The organism is Pseudoalteromonas sp. 13-15 (assembly GCF_001468205.2).
GTDB lineage: Bacteria > Pseudomonadota > Gammaproteobacteria > Enterobacterales > Alteromonadaceae > Pseudoalteromonas > Pseudoalteromonas marina.
Window position 1 is genome coordinate 3,010,024 of record NZ_CP019162.1, and the last position, 20,194, is coordinate 3,030,217.

General features: G+C 40.3%; 22 protein-coding genes. 9 read left to right on the forward strand and 13 right to left on the reverse strand.

The features are described from left to right. The first annotated feature begins 125 nt into the window (after positions 1-125). Together ATS72_RS13935 and ATS72_RS13940 are read left to right on the forward strand one after the other, a co-directional pair. The gene (locus ATS72_RS13935; RefSeq protein WP_058428334.1) at positions 126-2,321 is read left to right on the forward strand and encodes a bifunctional diguanylate cyclase/phosphodiesterase; all 2,196 of its coding nucleotides are present in this window, start codon (positions 126-128) and stop codon (positions 2,319-2,321) included. Positions 2,322-2,428: 107 nt separating this feature from the next. Further along, the gene (locus ATS72_RS13940) at positions 2,429-4,615 is read left to right on the forward strand and encodes a YgiQ family radical SAM protein (protein WP_006792091.1); all 2,187 of its coding nucleotides are present in this window, start codon (positions 2,429-2,431) and stop codon (positions 4,613-4,615) included. A gap of 68 nt (positions 4,616-4,683) precedes the next feature. Here ATS72_RS13940 and mgtE read toward each other — a convergent pair whose 3' ends face one another. The 12 genes from mgtE to ATS72_RS14000 all read right to left on the reverse strand — a co-directional run bounded on the left by mgtE (position 4,684) and on the right by ATS72_RS14000 (position 13,966). After that, positions 4,684-6,042: a magnesium transporter gene (mgtE, locus tag ATS72_RS13945; protein ID WP_006792092.1), complete on the reverse strand. Its 1,359-nt coding sequence runs from the start codon at positions 6,040-6,042 to the stop codon at positions 4,684-4,686. Between the two features lie 108 nt (positions 6,043-6,150). After that, positions 6,151-6,423, reverse strand: a complete 273-nt coding sequence (locus ATS72_RS13950) for an HPr family phosphocarrier protein (RefSeq protein ID WP_006792093.1) — start codon at positions 6,421-6,423, stop codon at positions 6,151-6,153. Positions 6,424-6,466: 43 nt separating this feature from the next. After that, the gene (gene rapZ, locus ATS72_RS13955; RefSeq protein WP_006792094.1) at positions 6,467-7,312 is read right to left on the reverse strand and encodes an RNase adapter RapZ; all 846 of its coding nucleotides are present in this window, start codon (positions 7,310-7,312) and stop codon (positions 6,467-6,469) included. A gap of 19 nt (positions 7,313-7,331) precedes the next feature. After that, positions 7,332-7,784, reverse strand: a complete 453-nt coding sequence (gene ptsN / locus ATS72_RS13960) for a PTS IIA-like nitrogen regulatory protein PtsN (protein ID WP_058429141.1) — start codon at positions 7,782-7,784, stop codon at positions 7,332-7,334. Between the two features lie 4 nt (positions 7,785-7,788). Continuing rightward, on the reverse strand, positions 7,789-8,076 hold the full coding sequence (hpf, locus tag ATS72_RS13965) for a ribosome hibernation promoting factor (protein ID WP_006792096.1): 288 nt from the start codon (positions 8,074-8,076) through the stop codon (positions 7,789-7,791). A gap of 26 nt (positions 8,077-8,102) precedes the next feature. Continuing rightward, the gene (locus tag ATS72_RS13970; RefSeq protein WP_006792097.1) at positions 8,103-9,602 is read right to left on the reverse strand and encodes an RNA polymerase factor sigma-54; all 1,500 of its coding nucleotides are present in this window, start codon (positions 9,600-9,602) and stop codon (positions 8,103-8,105) included. 69 nt (positions 9,603-9,671) lie between these two features. Next, the gene (gene lptB / locus ATS72_RS13975; RefSeq protein ID WP_058428335.1) at positions 9,672-10,397 is read right to left on the reverse strand and encodes an LPS export ABC transporter ATP-binding protein; all 726 of its coding nucleotides are present in this window, start codon (positions 10,395-10,397) and stop codon (positions 9,672-9,674) included. Beyond that, positions 10,394-10,930: a lipopolysaccharide transport periplasmic protein LptA gene (gene lptA / locus ATS72_RS13980; protein WP_008130303.1), complete on the reverse strand. Its 537-nt coding sequence runs from the start codon at positions 10,928-10,930 to the stop codon at positions 10,394-10,396. The genes lptB and lptA overlap by 4 nt, the downstream gene beginning before the upstream one ends. Further along, positions 10,920-11,474, reverse strand: a complete 555-nt coding sequence (gene lptC, locus ATS72_RS13985) for an LPS export ABC transporter periplasmic protein LptC (RefSeq protein ID WP_058428336.1) — start codon at positions 11,472-11,474, stop codon at positions 10,920-10,922. The genes lptA and lptC overlap by 11 nt, the downstream gene beginning before the upstream one ends. Beyond that, positions 11,471-12,022: a 3-deoxy-manno-octulosonate-8-phosphatase KdsC gene (kdsC, locus tag ATS72_RS13990; protein ID WP_006792101.1), complete on the reverse strand. Its 552-nt coding sequence runs from the start codon at positions 12,020-12,022 to the stop codon at positions 11,471-11,473. The genes lptC and kdsC overlap by 4 nt, the downstream gene beginning before the upstream one ends. Next, entirely contained in the window at positions 12,023-12,994 is a 972-nt protein-coding gene (locus tag ATS72_RS13995) for a KpsF/GutQ family sugar-phosphate isomerase (protein ID WP_006792102.1), read from the reverse strand. Between the two features lie 3 nt (positions 12,995-12,997). Then, positions 12,998-13,966, reverse strand: coding sequence for a calcium/sodium antiporter (locus tag ATS72_RS14000; protein WP_058428337.1), 969 nt, complete (start codon positions 13,964-13,966; stop codon positions 12,998-13,000). Positions 13,967-14,348: 382 nt separating this feature from the next. Here ATS72_RS14000 and ATS72_RS14005 point away from each other — a divergent pair, with 382 nt between their 5' ends. Genes ATS72_RS14005 through murA form a run of 7 tightly spaced genes read left to right on the forward strand, consistent with a single transcriptional unit; the run spans position 14,349 to position 19,014 of the window. Beyond that, positions 14,349-15,164, forward strand: a complete 816-nt coding sequence (locus ATS72_RS14005) for an ATP-binding cassette domain-containing protein (RefSeq protein WP_074210176.1) — start codon at positions 14,349-14,351, stop codon at positions 15,162-15,164. Further along, positions 15,164-15,943 carry a lipid asymmetry maintenance ABC transporter permease subunit MlaE gene (gene mlaE / locus ATS72_RS14010; protein ID WP_010555663.1) on the forward strand — a complete coding sequence of 260 codons (780 nt, stop codon included), beginning with the start codon at positions 15,164-15,166 and terminating at the stop codon, positions 15,941-15,943. Before ATS72_RS14005 ends, mlaE begins: the two co-directional genes overlap by 1 nt. A gap of 14 nt (positions 15,944-15,957) precedes the next feature. Further along, entirely contained in the window at positions 15,958-16,506 is a 549-nt protein-coding gene (gene mlaD / locus ATS72_RS14015) for an outer membrane lipid asymmetry maintenance protein MlaD (RefSeq protein WP_006792106.1), read from the forward strand. Between the two features lie 5 nt (positions 16,507-16,511). After that, positions 16,512-17,192 carry an MlaC/ttg2D family ABC transporter substrate-binding protein gene (locus ATS72_RS14020; protein WP_058428338.1) on the forward strand — a complete coding sequence of 227 codons (681 nt, stop codon included), beginning with the start codon at positions 16,512-16,514 and terminating at the stop codon, positions 17,190-17,192. After that, positions 17,185-17,478: an STAS domain-containing protein gene (locus ATS72_RS14025; RefSeq protein ID WP_006792108.1), complete on the forward strand. Its 294-nt coding sequence runs from the start codon at positions 17,185-17,187 to the stop codon at positions 17,476-17,478. Before ATS72_RS14020 ends, ATS72_RS14025 begins: the two co-directional genes overlap by 8 nt. 5 nt (positions 17,479-17,483) lie before the next feature. Beyond that, the gene (locus tag ATS72_RS14030) at positions 17,484-17,741 is read left to right on the forward strand and encodes a BolA family protein (RefSeq protein ID WP_058428339.1); all 258 of its coding nucleotides are present in this window, start codon (positions 17,484-17,486) and stop codon (positions 17,739-17,741) included. Between the two features lie 13 nt (positions 17,742-17,754). Beyond that, complete coding sequence (gene murA, locus ATS72_RS14035; protein ID WP_008130314.1) at positions 17,755-19,014, forward strand: UDP-N-acetylglucosamine 1-carboxyvinyltransferase; 1,260 nt, start codon at positions 17,755-17,757, stop codon at positions 19,012-19,014. A gap of 45 nt (positions 19,015-19,059) precedes the next feature. Here the strand turns inward: murA and ATS72_RS14040 are convergent, their stop codons facing one another. Continuing rightward, positions 19,060-20,142, reverse strand: a complete 1,083-nt coding sequence (locus ATS72_RS14040) for a trypsin-like peptidase domain-containing protein (RefSeq protein WP_010555666.1) — start codon at positions 20,140-20,142, stop codon at positions 19,060-19,062. Between the last annotated feature and the right edge of the window lie 52 nt (positions 20,143-20,194).

Sequence of the window (20,194 nt, forward strand, 5' to 3'; positions counted from 1 at the left end):
TGTAACAACTTTTTGTTAATCGACTATAGTATGAATTAGATCATAAGCCAAAAACTAAATTTATAGCTTTTTAAACATTACGTTAGAATATTTAAGCATTAAGCAGTACCAGAAAAAGGGTAAATATGTCGTCTGAACAAAATGATTTTCTATTTTTAGACCCACAGCAAGACGACGAAATAGTTGTTGAGCCATCTCGATATTGGGATATTTTAATTGTAGACGACGACGAAGAAATTCATACGGTTACAAAGCTCGCATTATCTGGACTAGAGTATGGTGGTGCTAGGCTTAGGTTTCATCACGCATATTCTGGCGCTGAGGCCAAAAATATACTTACTCAGCCCAATGATATATCTGTTATTTTTTTAGACGTTATTATGGAAACTGACGATGCCGGCTTTCAGGTGGTTAAACATGTCAGAGACACTCTTAATAACAAACGCGTTCGCATTATTTTACGTACGGGCCAAGCCGCTAATATCCCCGAAGAAAAAGTTATTCGTGAATACGATATAAACGATTACAAAACTAAAACAGAGCTGACACGCTCAAAACTTGTGACAACGCTTATTGCTGCTATTCGTTCTTACGAACAGATATGCCTACTTGAGTATCAAGCGCAAGCGATGAATACTATTTTATCTGCCTCTAAATACATTTTGGGGCAAACAGATGTAAAAGTATTGTGCAATAAAGCACTTGAATTTATGGGGGTTATTTTAGGTTGTAAATCTAACGGATTAATTTGTACCAAGCTTGATGGTGAAAATTTTATTCAGGTTCTGGGCGGGTGTGAAAAGTACGAAGAATATTTTGGTGAAAAATTAGTTAATGTTAACCAAACTGCGTTATCTCAGGTTGAGGCCTGTTTTGGACAACTCACTCATCAATATACAGATAACAGCATCACCTTTATTTTAAAAAGTAAGCACCGCAAAGCTGCTTTATATATTGAGAGTGGTGGAGCACCGACAGATATTCAACTGCAGTTTGCTGAAATATTTTTAACTAATATTAGTATTGCGCTCGATAATATACGGTTGTTTGTAAAGCTAAGAGATGCAGCTTATAAAGACCTACTCACTGGTATTTCAAATAGAACTGATTTTATTGAGCGCATAGATGATTTTCAAAACGTCAGTGAAAACAAATATGTGTTTGTTTTGTTAGACGTTATTAACTTCTCAGATATAAATGATGGCTTAGGGCAAGATGTAGGTAATAAGCTACTTATTGCTATTGTTGAGCGTTTGAGAGCAATTGTCCCCACAGCTCAATTACTCTCTCGTGTAGGTGCTGATGTATTTGGTTTTTTAATCCCAAAAAGTGAATTTGTTTTAACTGATTTTAATGAAAAGTTAAGTCCGTCGTTTTCTGCTGCGGAACATGTGTTACCCATCGATTTTAGAATTGGCTTATGCCAACAGCAAGACTTTCAAGGCTCTGGTTTAGAAACATTAAAAGTGGCTTATATTGCTTTAAATCATGCTAAAAAAATAAAGCACAAGGAAGGTGTTTATTACAGTATTGATATGCAAGAAAAAATGGAGTGGCGATTAGGTTTAATTAGACAGCTGCGCCATGATTTTGCCAGAGGGAAGCTCGAAGTATGGTACCAACCGCAGTTATCGTTTGATGATTTGTCATTAATTGGTTGCGAAGCTCTTTTACGCTGGCCGTTGGAAAATGGCACCTACATTTCACCCGCAGTGTTCATACCTTTAGCTGAAGACGCTGGACTCATCGTTGATATAGGGCAGTGGGTGTTAGAGCAAGCGTGCCAACAGCAAAAGCGATTAGAAAATGAAGGAACTGAAATATGTATTGCTGTTAACGTGTCGGTTCCGCAGTTTAAAGTTAAAGGGTATGCGCAAACAGTAAAAAATACCTTACTAAAATACGGTGTGGACCCAAAAAACATTGAGCTTGAAGTCACTGAAAGCGTAGTAATGGATGAATTAGACACGGTTATTAATACTCTGAGGGAGCTTAAGGCGTTGGGTATTGAAGTTGCTATTGATGACTTTGGCACAGGGTTTTCTTCATTAAGTTATATACAAAGCCTTCCTATCGATAGACTAAAGATTGATAGGTCGTTTATTAAAGATCTTAATAATGGTGATACCGGTGCCGTTGCTGGATTAGTAATATCGTTAGGTGCAAAGTTAGGTTTAAAAACAATAGCAGAGGGTGTTGAAACGCAGGAACAAGCTAAGTTTTTAAAAGACTTAGGATGCGATGAAGTACAAGGGTTTATGTATGCTAAACCTATGCCTGAAAACAAGTTATTAGAGTTCATTAGTAAACGAAAAACATAGATAGTTATAGGCTTAGTGTTAAAGGTATTTCATACGTTGTAATGTTGTATATATAAACAAGTCTATGATGTATAATTTGCGCCTTTTGTTATTCTACGGTCACATTTATGAGCACACTCAAAGCTAAGCGCGCCTTATTCTCTTACCCCAAGTATTGGGCTGAGTGTTACGGCACTGCACCATTTTTACCTACATCACGCGAAGAGATGGATGCACTTGGCTGGGATAGCTGCGACATAATAATAATTAGTGGTGATGCGTATGTTGACCACCCAAGCTTTGGGATGGCAGTAATCGGACGTGTGCTCGAAGCGCAAGGTTTTAGAGTAGGTATTATTGCTCAGCCCAAATGGGATACAAAAGACGCATTTATGGAGCTTGGCAGGCCAAACCTATTTTTTGGTGTAACTGCTGGTAACATGGACTCAATGATTAACCGTTACACAGCTGAAAAGCGTATGCGCCACGATGATGCTTATACACCAGACAACGTAGGTGGTAAACGCCCGGATCGAGCGGTGATGATTTACTCTCAGAAGTGTCGTGAAGCATACAAAGGTATTCCTATTGTTATTGGCGGTATTGAGGCCAGCCTTCGCAGGATAGCCCATTATGATTATTGGCAAGAAAAAGTGCGCCGTAGCATTTTGTTTGACTCAAAAGCCGATATATTGATTTACGGAAATGCTGAGCGCCCATTAGTAGAAGTTGCCCACCGTATTGCCGGTGGTGAAACGATGGATACGATTCAAGACATTCGTGGTACCGCTGTGATTCGTAAAGAACCTTTGCCGGGCTGGCGGGGGAGTGATTCAACAGCTATTGATAAAATAGGTAAAATAGACCCCATTCCAAACCCTTACGGAGCCGATGATGTTGGCTGTAGCAAGTCTGAGTTTAAACAAGCAGGTATTGATTTAAAAGCAGAAGCTGCAAAGCCTATTACCGTGCAGCCAGCGCGTCCTAAGCCATGGGAAAAAACGTATGTTAAACTTCCAGCGTACGAGCAAGTAAGTGTTAACAAACCTTTATACGCGCATGCCTCAAGGATATTACACCAAGAAACTAACCCTGGTTGTGCAAGAGCTTTGTTCCAGCGTCATGGCGATCGCTCTATTTGGGTGAATCCACCGGCTTATCCTTTAGAAACACATGAAATGGATGCGGTATTTGGATTACCTTATCAACGAATTCCTCATCCACGTTATGGCGACGCTAAAATACCTGCTTACGACATGATAAAAACGTCGGTGAATATTATGCGCGGCTGTTTTGGTGGGTGTTCATTCTGTTCGATTACAGAGCACGAAGGGCGAATTATTCAAAGCCGCTCGCAAGAGTCCATTATTGAAGAAATTGAACAGATCAGAGATAAAGTGCCTGGTTTTACTGGCGTTATTTCCGATTTAGGTGGGCCAACGGCCAACATGTACAAATTACGTTGTACAAGCAAAAAAGCAGAAAGTACCTGCCGACGCTTATCGTGCGTATACCCTGATATTTGTAAGCATATGGACACGGATCACACGCCAACAATCGATTTATACAAAAAAGCACGTGATGTAAAAGGCATTAAAAAAGTTCTTATCGCTTCGGGCGTTCGCTATGACCTTGCTGTACGCGATCCTCGCTATGTTAAAGAGCTGGTGACACATCATGTGGGCGGGTATCTAAAAATAGCGCCAGAGCATACTGAAGACGGTCCATTATCAAAAATGATGAAGCCAGGCATGGGTGCTTACGATCAATTTAAAGAATTATTTGATAAGTACTCGAAAGAAGCGGGTAAAAAGCAGTATTTAATTCCGTATTTTATTTCTGCGCACCCAGGAACTAAAGACGAAGATATGGTAAACATGGCTTTATGGCTTAAGTCTAACGACTTTAAGTTGGATCAAGTGCAAAACTTTTACCCATCCCCAATGGCCAATGCGACCACTATTTACCATACAGAGATGAACTCACTGCGTAATATCAAGAATAATAGTGAAGTAGTGCCAGTGCCAAAAGGAGCACGCCAGCGCAGATTACACAAAGCTATTTTGCGCTACCATGATGCATCGGGCTGGCCAATGATACGTGAAGCACTTCGCAAAATGGGTAAAGCTAACCTAATTGGCAAAGGGCCAAACTGTTTAGTGCCAGAAGAAGGCCGCGATGAAAAAGCGGGTAAAACCGTTAATAAAGGCCGTAAAGGGGCTCGCCCAGCGCTTACACGTCATACGGGATTTAGCCAATTTAAAAAGGCTAATACAAAACCTAAAGTGGGTGGAAATAGGCAAAAAGCCAGATAGTTATTACCGAGACAATAAAAACGCGCAGCTATAAATTAACTGCGCGTTTTTTATAACAGCTTTTAAATTTATATTAACAGCCAAGTGGCGGTGCCTAAAAAGGCAAAAATACCCACAATATCTGTCACTGTTGTTAGCACTACACTGCCTGCAAGTGCAGGGTCTATATTCATTTTTTTAAGTAAAATTGGAATACTTGCACCAGCAACCCCTGCCACAACTAAGTTCATAAACATGGCAAAAGCGAGTACGCCGCCGAGCATAAAATCCCACTGCCAAAGTGCAATGACACCCGCTATCAACAATGACCACAAAATGCCATTGAGTGCTCCAATAGCGAGTTCTTTCATCATTAAAAAGCGTTGGTTGGTTTGATTTATATGACCAACAGCTATACCACGAATAACAAGTGTAAGTGATTGACTACCAGCAACACCGCCCATAGAAGGAACGATGCCATTAAGCACTGCTAAAATGGGTAAAATATCGAGTGTGCTTTCAAAAAAACTGGCTACAAAGGCGGCCGCAAGCGCGGTTAATAAGTTAACTCCTAACCATACTGAGCGTTTTTTAGAGCTTTTTAAGACAGGAGCAAAGGTATCTTCTTCATCATCAAGGCCCGCCAAACTCAGTAAACTATGTTCGGCGTCTTCACGAATTACGTCAACAATATCATCGATCGTGACACGACCAAGTAGCTGATCGTTGTCATCAACAACTGGGGCCGAGATCCAATTATGGCGCTCAAACAGTTGTGCGACTTCACTTTCATCCATTGAAATTGGAATTGACTCACATTCTTCATCCATTAAATCGCGAACAATTTTTTCTGGTGGATTAGTTAGCAATGTACTCAGCGATAAAGCACCAATAAAGCAGTTATGCTTATCAACCACATACAGGTCGTCAGTGCCTTCAGGTAACTCTCCGCGAAGTCGAATGTAACGTAGTACGACATCAATGGTCACATCTGGGCGAATAGTTACCGTATCGGTGTTCATGAGTGCGCCGGCAGAGCGCTCTTGATAAGATAGCGCTTGTGTTGCGCGTTCTCTATCTTGGGTGTCCATGGCGCTAACAACGTCTTGATAAACGGTGTCAGGCAAACTACGTAATACTTCACCTAGGTCATCGTGACCCATGTCTTCAGTGGCAGCAGCAATGTGCTCAGGTTCCATTTGGGCAATAATGCCCAGGCGCACGTCTTCTGATAATTCTTCGAGCACATCACCTTGAACATCAGGATCAACTAACTGCCATAGCAAGCGACGAATTTTGTGTGGAGATGATTCTAATAATAATGCAGTATCACATGGTGCTGTTTTTGCGAGCATGCGCCTAACTTGAACAAACTGACCACTATTAAGTGACTTAGTCACTTGTTTTAGTTGTTGTAGTGGGTAGTCTTGTTCAAAAGCTTCGGGCATTGGCGTCCTTTATTTATACTGTAACTGTTACCTAGTGGGTGGGGGAGTACGACCTAGCAGCCAGTTATTTTGATTATAGTTATTTTATTTAAATGTTAAAAATTAACGTTACTCTTGTTCGTTAAATCGTTGCGAAATAAGTTCTCCAATTGCATTTAAAGCTTGCTCTGCATCAGGCCCTTCACATACCACTTTAACTTCTTTACCTTGGCTACTTTCAAGTAGCATCAGTGCTAATACACTGTCACCAGCAGCTTCTTTATCATCTTGAAACAAGGTGATTGAAGCATCAAATTTTACAGCGAGTTGGGCTAATACAGTCGCGGCTCTGGCATGCAGTCCTAATTTATTTTGTATTAAAAAAGTGTCTTCTATACGCATACATTACTCTATCAAAGCTGAACAGGTTATTAGTTTTGTAAAATTACTTTTCTTGTTCTCTGTGACGTATTTTTACATTGGGATGCGTAACTGCAAAGCTTTCTCCAATTGTTTGCGCTAAATATACAGAGCGATGTTGCCCGCCAGTACAGCCAATCGCAATAGTTAAATAGCTTCTGTTATTTCGCTCTAGGTGTGGTAGCCATGTTTGTACAAAGGTTTGTATTTGCCATGTAAATTTTTGAACTATGCTGTGGCTAGCCAAATAATCTTTTACTGGTTGGTCTAGGCCATTCAGTGGTTTTAGTTCAGGCTCCCAGTGCGGGTTAGGTAAAAAACGTGCATCAAATACGTAATCTGCCTCTTTAGGAATGCCATGTTTAAAACCAAATGATTCAAATGTAACAATCAGCTGCTTATCTTTTTTACCTAATATTTTTTCGCGAATTGATTCAGCAAGTTGATGAACGCTTAGCTCACTGGTATCGATCATGTAATCGGCGCGCGTAATTAGCACATCGAGAAGTTCTTTTTCTTTTTTTATGGCTAAATCAAGCGGAAGTGAATCTATTGATAAAGGGTGTAAGCGCCTAGTTTCAGAAAAGCGCTTAATAAGAGTTTGATCTTCACTGTCTAAGTAGAACAGCGTTGGTTTTGTAAAACCCGGTAAGTATTCGATTATGTGATTAAATTCATCTTGCTCTTTTGGTAAATTTCGCACATCTATACTAACGGCAATTTTATCGTAGTTATCAGAAACGCTTCTTACCAAAGAAGGTAATAAATTTACTGGGATGTTATCTACGCAATAATAACCTAGATCTTCAACAACGCGTAAAGCAACCGACTTACCAGAACCAGAACGGCCACTTATGATAATCAACTCCATTAATCACCCTTTAAATTTGTTACGATTGGTCAACAATAATTTGATACAACTCAGCATCCGATTTAGCACAGCGAAGCTGCTTACAAAATTCTTTATTTTTTAGTTTATCAGCTATCGTTGCTAGCGTCTTTAAATGCTGTTGGTTATCGCCTTCAGGTACGATGAGTGCAACAAAAATATCAACAGGGCGGTTGTCTATAGCATCAAAATTAATCGGTGTTTCACTTACTAACACCAATGCTAAAGGTTCTTGTGCGCCGCTCATTCGGCCATGTGGAATAGCAATACCTCTTCCTATCCCTGTGCTGCCTAGCTTTTCGCGGGTTAATAAAGCGCCCAAAATATCCTGTTGAGATAAATACGGTAATTTATCGTGAGCCAGCTCGCTAATAAACTCTAAAATTCTTTTTTTACTATTAAAAAGGACCGCAGCTTTACTGCAGTCCTCGCATATAAGTGAACTTAATTTCATCATATTAGTGTCGAGCAAGCTTCTCTTTGTGTTTAATTACTTGACGGTCAAGCTTGTCAATCAATGAATCAATAGCTGCATACATATCTTGATGTTCAGTGGATGCGAATAATTCAGCACCACTTACATGAATAGTTGCTTCTGCTTTTTGATTTAATTTTTCTATATCAAGAATGACATGAACATTATTAATATGATCAGAGTGCCTTTCTAGCTTCGCAAATTTGGTATTTATATAGTCTCTTAATGAATCAGTTAGTTCTACATGACGACCAGTTAAATTTAGTTGCATAAGCATTACCCTCTTTGTTTAGCGTCTTAGATCAGGCTCTTTCGCTGATTTGACGGTGGAATAGCAAGAGATTCGCGATATTTTGCGATTGTACGTCTCGCTACTTTAATTCCTTGCTCAGCCAATATATCCGCAATTTTGCTATCACTCAATGGTTTTGCTGAGTTTTCTGCTGCGATTAATTTTTTAATAAGTGCACGTATTGCCGTAGATGAACATTCTCCACCATTTTCGGTACTTACGTGGCTTGAGAAAAAGTATTTAAGCTCAAATATTCCACGCGGTGTGTGCATATACTTTTGCGTAGTTACGCGCGAAATTGTTGATTCGTGCATTTCTACCATTTCGGCAACATCATTTAAAACCATCGGTTTCATGGCTTCTGGCCCGTGTTCAAAAAAGCCCTGTTGTTGTTTAACAATACAGTTAGTTACTTTTAAAAGTGTATCATTTCTACTTTCTAAGCTTTTTATAAACCATTTAGCTTCTTGTAAATGTGAGCGAATAAATTGACTGTCGCCGCTTGATTTAACTGTACGCGACATCGCTGCATATTGGCTGTTTACACGAATTTTTGGCATGCTGTCTGGGTTTAACTCTACAATCCAGCGGCCTTTAATTTTTTTAACTGACACATCAGGTATTACATACTCAGACTCTTCTCGTACTATTGTGTCTGCAGGCTTAGGGTTAAGCGTATGAATAAGTGTCATTACTTCTTTAAGCTCATCTTCTTTGAGCTTCGTTTTTTTCATTAATGTACGGTAGTCACGAGCAGCTAACAAATCAATGTGCTCGGTTAAAATCATTTTTGTTTCATCAATAAAAGGCGTGCCTTTATCAAATTGATTTAACTGAATACACAAACACTCTTGTAAGCTACGTGCCGCAATACCCACTGGGTCAAATAGCTGAATGCGCTTTAATACAGCTTCTATTTCGTCAAGTTCAACCTCAACGTCATCGTCGTTATCTTGATTAAAGCTCTCTAAAATCTCTTCGCAACTGAGTGTCAGTATGCCTGAATCATCCACCGCTTCTACAATAGCAATAGCAATGGCTTCATCTGTAGGGCTAAATGGCGTTAATTGTAATTGCCACATTAAGTATTCGTGAAGCGTTTCAGTTGATGCGCCCTGATATATAGACTCATCTTCAGGCATTGGTCCTGAAGATGATGCAGGGGCTGCACTCATGTACTCATCCCAGCTAACGTCCATTGCCATGTCGTCACTTACGGTATCTTTAGCAAGCGCTTCACCACTGTCTTGTTCATACTCGCTAGGGGCTTCATCTGCAGATACGGTTACTGTAACTTCATCGTTATCTGCTTTTTGCTCATTTTTGCCCGCAAGGTCATCGGCGTAGTCTTGCTCCTCAACCTCAAGTAATGGGTTGCTGTCGAGCGCTTCTTGTATTTCTTGCTGAAGATCCAATGTGCTTAATTGCAGCAAGCGAATAGCTTGTTGCAACTGAGGTGTCATTGTAAGTTGCTGGCCCATGCGCAGCTGTAGTGATTGCCTCATGTATCTCTAACAATCCTTTTAAGTTGTTATAATTAATACTAGCAGATGCTTATAAATAAGGCGTAAATGTTACAGCCTAAATTGCTCGCCTAAATATACATCGCGTACAGTTTTATCATTTAATACGTGTTCAGGGGTACCAGAAGCAATCAGTTCCCCATGAGAAACAATGTAGGCTTTTTCACAAACATCAAGGGTTTCTCTCACATTGTGGTCTGTTATTAATACGCCAATACCACGGTTTTTCAGGTGTTCAATAATCTTTTTAATATCTAATACTGAGATAGGGTCAACACCGGCAAAAGGTTCGTCTAACAAAATAAACTTTGGATCTGCAGCTAAAGCACGTGCAATCTCCACTCGGCGACGTTCTCCGCCCGATAATGCCATGCCTTTGCTGTCGCGAATGTGTTGAATGCTAAATTCATCTAATAGATTATTCAATGTATCTTCTCTGGCTTGTTTAGTGAGCTCCTTTCGAGTTTCTAAAATAGACATTAAGTTTTGATACACTGTTAATTTTCTGAATATAGACGACTCTTGTGGTAAGTAGCCAATGCCTAATCTAGCACGACTGTGCATAGGTAAAAGCGTAATATCGTTATCATCGATAGATATTTTGCCTTTGTCGCTAGGGACTAAGCCTACAATCATGTAAAAGGTTGTTGTTTTACCTGCGCCGTTTGGCCCAAGCAAGCCTACAATACTGCCAGCTTTAACTTCTAAGCCCACATTTTTTACAACTTCACGGCCTTTGTAGCTTTTGGCTAGTAGCTCTGCTTTTAATGTGCTCATGGTTGGCCTTTGTCATTTTTTTTAGGCTCCACAGGCACTAAGATAGTGTGTACACGGTCAGTTGAGCTTTCATCTTTTTCGGCGCTAATAAGCTGCTGTTCTATATCGTAGGTAATGCTTTTAGCATTCATTTTTTGCCCAGCTTGAGATATCTCTGCATCTCCAATTAATGTTAAAAAACGCGTTGAAACATCGTACCTAACTTCATTAGCGCTGGCGCTCATTATTGTGCCGTCGGCTTGTTTTTCTTCAAAATATGCAGGCGTACCTGTGGCAATTAACAATTGCTTGTTGTCGCCTAGCTCATCGCGCTTGTGAACCTCAAGGCGGTCTGCGGTAATTTTTCTGTCGCCATGAATAATTTCAACATTTTTTTCGAAGATACCTACGTTTTCTTTTAGTTGACCCTCTTGTTTATCCGCACTAATCGAAATTTGATTTGCAGAAATTGGCGCTGTTGTTTCAGCGGCATTAGTACCTAATGCAAGTAAAAATGTTGGAATAATAAAGAGTGTTGATAGTTTATTGGTCATAATAAATAGTTCGCGTATGGTTAATTAATTTTATCACTTCGGTTTTTAAATCGGCTTCTAAGCCTTTACCGGTGATTTTTAAATTGGGCCCTGTAACAATGACAGGCTGCTCTGATTGCATCGTTAGTAATTTTATATCTACCTGAATGTTATCAGCATTAATTTTATCTATCATTGCGTTATCAGTTAAATTACTAGCAACAACGTTACCTTCTAATATTAGTTGTCTGCCTTCGTATAATGTTGCTTCATTAGCGTTAATTCGCCATGTTTGTTTGTCGTTGTATAGCGTAAAAATAGGTTTATCAAAAAAGGTAAACCCTAATTCTTGATATAGCTCCATTCGCGCTGCCGTTACTTTATGGCTGATTTTCCCATTTTCGTCATACGCTGTTTGTTTTAGCTCTATGGCTGTGTAATCGGGCTTTGCAATTATGTCTGCTTCGGTTTGTTGTGGTAAATTTACTTGTGTGAAATAAGGGTACCAAAGCCAAACCATACAGCTGATGAATAAAACGCTTAATATTATGCGCGCTGTATTCATGAACTAGTCCCTTTTGTGGTCAAAGGTTTGTTATTTTCAAGCATTAGTAGGTCGGTTAGTTCTCTCACTGCACCAAAGCCACCTAGCATTTGTGTTGTATAATGTGCTAAACGTTTTATTAGCGGATGTGCGTCATTTACTGCAACAGCAAACCCGACTAACTCCATCACTGGCATGTCTGGGCCATCATCGCCAATGTAGGCAATTTGCTCATCATTTAAATTGAGCTTTGTTTTTAGTTCTTCGTAAGCGAGTAATTTATTTTCTTGGCCTTGGTATATATGTTGTACTGTTAGGCTTGTCATACGCTGTTGTACTATTTTTGAGTGGCGTCCTGTAATTACCGCAACTTCAAAGCCGCTATTAATTAGCGCTTTAATGCCAAAGCCATCTTTTGTATTAAATGCTTTAAGCTCTTCGCCTTGGTTACCCAAATAAATGCGACCATCAGAAAACACACCATCAATATCACAAATAAGTAGCTTTACTTTTTTTGCACGTGCTTTTGCGTCTTCACTCAATGGTTGATAGAGCTCTTCAAATTGCATTTATAATACTCCTGCTTTTAGTAAGTCTTGCATATTTAATGCACCAATAGGGTGGTTTTGCTCATTAACGATAATTAAACCATTAATACGCTTTTGCTCCATAATATTAAGTGCTTCAGCGGCCAAAATATCTTGCGTTGCCGTTGTGCAGGACTTGGTCATTACAACATCTATTTGTGTTGTATGTATATCAATTCGTTGTTCTAAAATACGACGTAAATCACCGTCGGTAAAGAGCCCTACAAGTTGTTGCTGAGAATCAACTATGGCTGTCATGCCTAAGCCTTTTGCCGACATTTCTATCAGTGCATCTTTTATAGTTTGAGTAACGTTAATAATAGGTGTGTTTTTACCGCTATGCATGACATCTTTTAGGGTCAGCAGTAAACGTTTACCTAAACTGCCGCCGGGGTGAGATAGCGCAAAGTCATCAGCTGTAAAACCGCGAGCTTCTAACAGTGCAACCGCCATGGCATCGCCCATTGCAAGTGTTGCTGTTGTGCTTGCTGTAGGGGCTAAGCCTAACGAACAGGCTTCTTTTTGTACTTTTATGCAAATATGTACGTTTGCAAGCGTTGCCATTGTTGAGCTAGCGTTGCCTGTCATGGCTATCATTTTTGCGCCGAGGCGTTTCAAAACAGGAATTATATTGAGGACTTCGCTTGTTTCACCAGAATTAGAAATTAGCATAACCACATCATTTTTAGTGATCATACCTAAGTCGCCATGGCTTGCCTCACCTGGGTGTACAAAAAATGCAGGGCTGCCAGTACTTGCTAAAGTCGCCGCTATTTTATTGCCAATATGACCCGATTTTCCCATGCCTATAACAATAGTTCGCCCTTGGCAGTCATATATTAACTGACATGCTTGATGAAAATTTTCATCCACATATTGTGCAATATCACTCAATGCTTGGCGCTCTATGTCTAATACACGTAGGCCTTGTTCAATAAAATTTAGCGTTGCCATTACTTACCCTACTTGACTGAAAATATACCCTTGGTAGCCTAAAAAAGCGATTAATAATAAGCCGCCCTCTACTCTATTGATGCGCTGAGCACCTCTAAAGTTCAATGACATGATAATAAGTGCGACCGTGGCACCAATCATAATAAGTATGTCGCGGTTAGCAACAGACGGGTCAATAGCAGAAGGGTTGATAATGCCTGCGAAAGGCAGCACGGCAAGAATATTAAAAATATTAGAGCCAACAATATTACCCAGTGCTAAGTCATCTTCATTTTTAAGAACCCCTGCAATTGAGGCTGCAAGCTCTGGCAGGCTAGTACCTATTGCAATAATTGTTAAGCCAATCACTAAATCACTTAGGCCAAAATATTTTGCAATATCGACCGCTGAATCTATTAAAAAATGTGCACTGACAGGGAGTAATACCATACCAATAACTAACCAAATTACTGCTTTTTTTGTTGGTACGTCATTGGGTACTTCATCACATGCTTCTGATACAAATGGGTCTGTTTGATTTTTAGCACGTAGCGAAACAATAATCAGCCCGCCAATAAAGACGACAAAACCAATTAATAAGGCAACGCCTTCAGCAAGCGAAAAGTAGTTATCTGAAAAAATATACCAAGTAGCTAGAGATACGATAAGCACTAACGGGATTTCACGTTTTAATGTACTTGAAGAAACGCTAAGAGGCCTAAATAAAGCAGTAATACCTAATACCAGTAAAATATTTGTGATATTTGAGCCAATTGCGTTGCCTACCGCAGTGTCTGTTTTTCCAGCTAATGCAGCAGAGGCTGATACCATCATTTCAGGTGCTGATGAGCCCATGGCAACAACAGTCAAACCAACAATTAAGGTTGGTACGCCAAAGTTTTTAGCCAGTGCGGCCGCACCATAAACAAACCTGTCAGCACTCCAAACTAGGGCTGCAAAACCAAGAATCAAAATAACAAACGAGGTAACCATTGTATTAAGCCAGTTATTCAAAATAGGAATGGCGCGAATAGTAACAAATGCCACGATGAAAGTATAAATAAAAGAGTAAGGTCAACTACGTAGACTAATTCATTTTACTAAATTAATTAGTCGGGGCTGTTAGGCTTTCAGTATTAAAGTTTTGCTGATGTATGGGGAATAACTACACTACCAGGTACTGACTTGCCAAAAATTCTAAATAGGTTGCTGAAAATTTAACCTTAATAGGTAACAGACCCCAGTTTAAGTGTTGGTTAAGTGAAGATGAGTGAGTCTTAATGTGTGTTTTAAACGTACATTACAAAATCTTACGAATTGTTTTTTCCATATTGGATCAAAAAGATTTAAAATAGGGGCACTAGTGAACATTTTTATGGAGAGCGACTTGTCGCAATCAATAGTAGAAGTCAAGGATGTTAGCTTTTCCAGGGGCGATAGGGTCATATATAAAAATATGAGCTTTAGTGTGCCTAAAGGCAAAATCACTGCGATTATGGGGCCAAGCGGTATTGGTAAAACCACGATGTTGCGTTTAATTGGTGGCCAATTAAAACCTGATTCGGGTGATATTTTATTTGAGGGTGGCAGTATTCCTTCCATGACGCGTTCAGAATTATATGAAGCGCGTACAAAAATGAGCATGCTATTTCAAAGTGGTGCCTTGTTTACCGACATGTCTGTGTTTGACAATATTGCTTTTCCGATTCGTGAGCACACAAAACTAAGTGAAGATCTTATTCGTTTAGTGGTGTTAATGAAGCTGCAGGCTGTAGGTTTACGCGGTGCTAAAGATTTAATGCCCTCAGAGTTATCAGGTGGAATGGCAAGGCGTGCTGCTCTTGCTCGCGCAATAGCGCTCGACCCAGAACTCATCATGTATGACGAACCGTTTGCTGGCCAAGATCCTATCTCAATGGGCGTGCTCGTAAAGTTAATTAAATCGCTCAATCAAGTATTAGGTTTATCGTCTTTAATTGTGACCCATGATGTAACTGAAGTAATGAGTATTGCCGATCACGTTATTATTATTGCCGATCAGGGCGTAATAGGCTCAGGTACGCCAGATGAAATGCGCAATCATGAATCTGAGCTAGTTCAGCAATTTTTAAAAGGTTTGTCTGATGGTCCTGTGCCATTTCATTTCCCCGCGCAAGCCTATGCAGATGAGTTGCTTGGAGAAAAAGCCTAATGTTGGATTTGTTTCAAAAGTTAGGGCATAAAACTCTGGGTCGCTTTGCTGCCCTTGGTCGTTCAGCTTACATGTTGTTCAGCGCACTCGCGCATGTTCCTAATTTTAAAAAAGGCACTCCGCTGCTTATTCGCCAGCTTTATATGGTGGGTTCGCAGTCGCTGCTTATTATAATGGTATCAGGCTTGTTTATCGGTATGGTACTCGCATTGCAAGGCTACACCGTATTAGTAGGGTATGGTGCTGAAGATAGCTTAGGGCCACTTGTAGCATTGAGTTTACTGCGTGAGCTAGGGCCTGTTGTTACTGCGCTATTATTTGCTGGGCGTGCAGGTAGTGCACTTACCGCAGAAATAGGCCTAATGAAAGCCACCGAACAACTCTCATCATTAGAGATGATGGCAATTGATCCACTTAAACGTATTATTGCACCTCGCTTTTGGGCCGGTTTTATTAGCATGCCTTTACTTGCAATTATATTCTCTGCCGTTGCAATTATAGGGGCTCATTTAGTCGGGGTTGATTGGTTAGGTGTAGATACCGGTAGCTTTTGGTCAATTATGCAATCGCAAGTGTCGTTTCAGGCTGATGTACTAAACGGCATAATTAAAAGCTTTGTATTTGCAATAGTGGTTACTTGGATTGCACTTTACAAAGGCTATGACTGTGTTCCAACGTCGGAAGGGATCAGCAAGGCAACTACCGAGACAGTTGTACATTCGTCATTGGCCGTTTTAGGTTTCGACTTTATTTTGACAGCGGTAATGTTTACCAGCTAATTAGGGTATAAATAATGAATTCACGGAAATTAGAAATTTTAGTTGGCTTTTTTGTAGCGCTTGGCATTTTAGCTTTTGCTATGTTAGCGCTTAAAGTAGCGAATGCAGGTATTAGTGGCTCAGGCGAAACCTATTCACTCAATGCAAAGTTTGAAAACATTGGCTCATTAAAAGCACGAGCCCCCATCAAAGTAGGTGGTGTGGTAATTGGTCGCGTTGAGTCAATTTATGTTCATCCAAAAGAGTTTTTACCTGTGGTTGATATGACTATCGATGCGCAATACTTATGTCGTTTTTCAGATACAAGCTCAATATCCATACTTACATCGGGTATTTTAGGCGAGCAATACTTAGGTATAAATCCTGTTATTGCCTCCAGCTCAGCTGAACAGCGTTGTTTAGGTGAAACAGTAACCAACAATGAACAAGACACTGCAATTGATGACTTATTTGGCGTAGAAAGTAAGGCGCTAGGGAATGGGGATTCAATTATTGATACCAAGTCTGCCATTGTGTTAGAAGAATTAATTGGGCAGTTTTTATTCAACCAAGGTAGTGAGTAATTATTATGTTGAAAAAGTATTTAGCTATTATAACGCTTAGCGCATTGAGCATATTGCAAACGGTGAGTGCTGCAGAAGTAAAGTTAGACGATCCAAATAAAATGGTACGCAAGGTATCAGAGTATACATTTGACCGAATCAAAAAAGATCAACCATTGATTGTTAAAGATCAAGAGTATCTTCGCGTTATCGTTGAAGAAGAGTTGATGCCCTATATTGATTATAAATACGCAGCACTGCGTGTTTTAGGAAGTGAAGTATCTAAGGTACGAGCAATCACGGATGATGCTGAAAAAGCACAAGCAATTAAAGACATTCAGCGCTTTATTGGCGTGTTTAGAGAGTATTTAGTTGCTACGTATGCAGGTGTATTTACTCAATATACTAACCAACACGTTGAATTTGGTGCACCGCAACCATTTAAAGGTCAGGATGTGGTTGTAGTTAAAACAAAAATTATTGAAGATGGTAAGCCAGATATTCGCATTGATTTTAAAGTTCGTGAAGATCGCAGTGGGCAATGGCGTGCATACGACATGATTGCTGAAGGCATAAGCTTGTTAGATGCTAAGCAAAGTGAGCTACAAGGCATTTTACGTCAGCAAGGTATTGATAAAGTAAGTGACCTTTTAGAGCAAAAAAGTAAGCTTCCAGTTCAATTTAGAGGCAGTAGCTCGAATGACTAAATTGGCGATAAGCCAAATTGATGATCAACAGTTTCGAGCGAGCGGCGAGCTCTCTCGAAATTCAATTGGCGATGAACAACTTCTGAACAAGCAGCTACAAACTAAGCATAAAACCATCTATTTTGACCTAAGTGGGGTGTCAAGGGTTGACACAGCCGGCTTAGCTTGGTTAATTCACTCTTTTGCAGAATTAAAGCAGCAAGGTATTCGCCTTGAATTGCAAAATCCACCTGAGCAATTGCAAAATTTAATGCAATTGGGTCAAGTTACAACCCTATTTGAGTGAGAGTTATGGAAACTAGCCAAATCGAAACATTATTACGCGAAGAACTTCAATTAGCAGAAGTTCATGTAAAAGCCAATGGAAGCCATTATGAAGTTGTTGCCGTGGGTGAGTGCTTCGACGGTTTAAGCCGAGTTAAAAAGCAACAGCTAGTATATGGTCCACTAATGAATACTATTTCAGACGGTACTATTCATGCAGTTTCTATTCGTGCTTTTACACCGACTGAGTGGAAACGCGAACAAAAATTTATTTTACCGCAATAAATAGGGCCTCCTAATGGATCAATTTGTAATTCAAGGTGGCACTTCACTTGCTGGTGAGGTGACTATTTCTGGTGCTAAAAACGCGGCACTGCCTATTTTATTTGCCTCACTTTTGGCCGACGGTAAAAGCACATTTACCAATGTGCCACGCTTACGCGATATTGTAACTACTGAAGCTTTGCTAAAAACATTAGGTGCAGATGTAAATTGGCAGAGTGATACCCTCGTCATTGATGGTGCAACTGTTGATAAAACGTTGGCCCCATACGATTTAGTAAAGCAAATGCGCGCGTCTGTATTAGCATTAGGGCCTTTAGTTGCTCGCTTTGGTGAGGCACAAGTTTCATTGCCAGGCGGCTGTGCTATTGGTGCTCGCCCTGTTGATATTCACATTCAAGGCATGGAACGTTTAGGTGCGCAAATTAGCGTCGAAAATGGCTACATTAATGCTAAAGTGGATGGTCGCCTTAAAGGCGCTGAGATCTTTATGGAGATGGTCAGTGTAGGCGCAACCGAGAACTTGTTGATGGCAGCAGCGTTGGCCGATGGTAAAACAGTACTAGAAAACGCAGCCCGTGAACCTGAAATTACCGATTTAGCAAATTGCTTGATTGCAATGGGTGCTAAAATTACAGGCGCTGGAACGAGCCGTATTGAAATTGAAGGCGTAGAACGCTTATCCGGTTGTGAACATAAAATTTTACCGGATCGTATTGAAACGGGCACGTTCTTAGTTGCTGCAGCAATGGCTGGTGGTGAAGTATTGTGTAAAAACACAGATTTTCATTCACTTGAACCTGTTATTGAAAAACTGCGCGCGACAAATGCCTTACTTGAAGTTAAAGACGATTCTATTTATCTGGATATGCGTGGTCGTGAGCTTAAAGCGGTGAATGTTAAAACCGCCCCGCATCCAGGGTTCCCAACCGATATGCAAGCTCAGTTTACTGCACTTAATGTAGTGGCTAATGGCAGCGCGACAATTACAGAAACTATTTTTGAGAACCGTTTCATGCATGTGCCTGAGTTACAGCGCATGGGCGCAAACATTCGTTTAGAAGGCAACACAGCAATATGTGGTGAGACTAAAAGTCTTTCTGGCGCTCAAGTTATGGCTACGGATTTACGAGCATCAGCAAGCTTAATCCTTACAGGGATTGTAGCGCAAGGTGAAACCGTTGTTGATCGTATTTATCACGTTGATAGAGGGTATCAGCGTATTGAGGATAAACTCAGCGCGCTAGGCGCTAACATAAAGCGTAAAGCAAGCTAACACGTTTAAATGCCGGTCGGTGTGATTACACCGACCTTTCTTTATTTAGAGTTTGGTTTCAAGCTCAGCCACAGTAACCATTATTTTTTCGATTTTCCCATCTCTATACAATTCAAACTCTATTTCTTTACCTGGTTCAGTATTGCCAATTTTTTCAAGTACCTTTTGTGGATTAGCCACTGAAAGCCCTGCAATTTTTATTACAATATCTTGTTCTTCAATGCCAGCTTGCCACGCAGGCCCTAATGGATCTAAATTTGTAATACGCATGCCGCTCACAGGGGTTAAGTTGTCATTAACCTCTTTGCCTGTACTGTCTACAGCTGTGCCTTCAAACCCTAAGTAACCTCGCACTACACGGCCATGGCGAATTAGCTTAGCCATTACTTCCTTAGCTAGGGTGTAGGGGACAGCAAAAAAGATGCCTTGGATGTTTAAGTTTTCGCGGGTTTTAAATTGCGCCGAAGTAATACCCACTAAATCACCATTTGAATTAACGAGTGCACCACCAGAATTTCCTACATTAATTGCTGCATCCATTTGCAGTAGATTATTAAACGGGCTATCGGTAATTTTTTGTTTACCTGTGGCACTAATAATCCCTTGTGTAATGGTTTGCCCTAAGTTGAGTGGGTTACCAATCGCTAATACAACATCTCCCACGCTAGTCGTATAGTCATCGTTTACGGGGATAACAGGAAGGTGTTCTGCATTTATTTTAAGTAGTGCTAGATCTGTAATTGTATCAAAGCCTATAAGCTGCACATCAAAAAAACGTCGGCCGTCAGTTAAAATCACCATAATGACATCAGCATTATTAACAACATGATAATTAGTAAGTATATAGCCATCTGGCGACATAATAACGCCAGAGCCTAACTCCTGAACGGTGTTTTTTCTTTTGTAACGGGGCTCCTTTGAAATACTTTCAGAAAAAATAGTAACGACAGACGGGGCTGCGCGCTTTACTGCATCAGAAAAGCTTAAGTGGCTTGCACTCATTGCACTGGGGATAGGAACATTAGGCAGCAGCGCTGCTCTCATATTTGGGCTGAAAAAAACCACCAAAAAAGCAATACTGAGACCTGCAAATAGAGGAGGGAGGACAAATTTAATGAATTTCAGCACAAGTTTCTTATTATTAAAGGAGCAATCCCTTTATGATGGCACAAAAAAAATA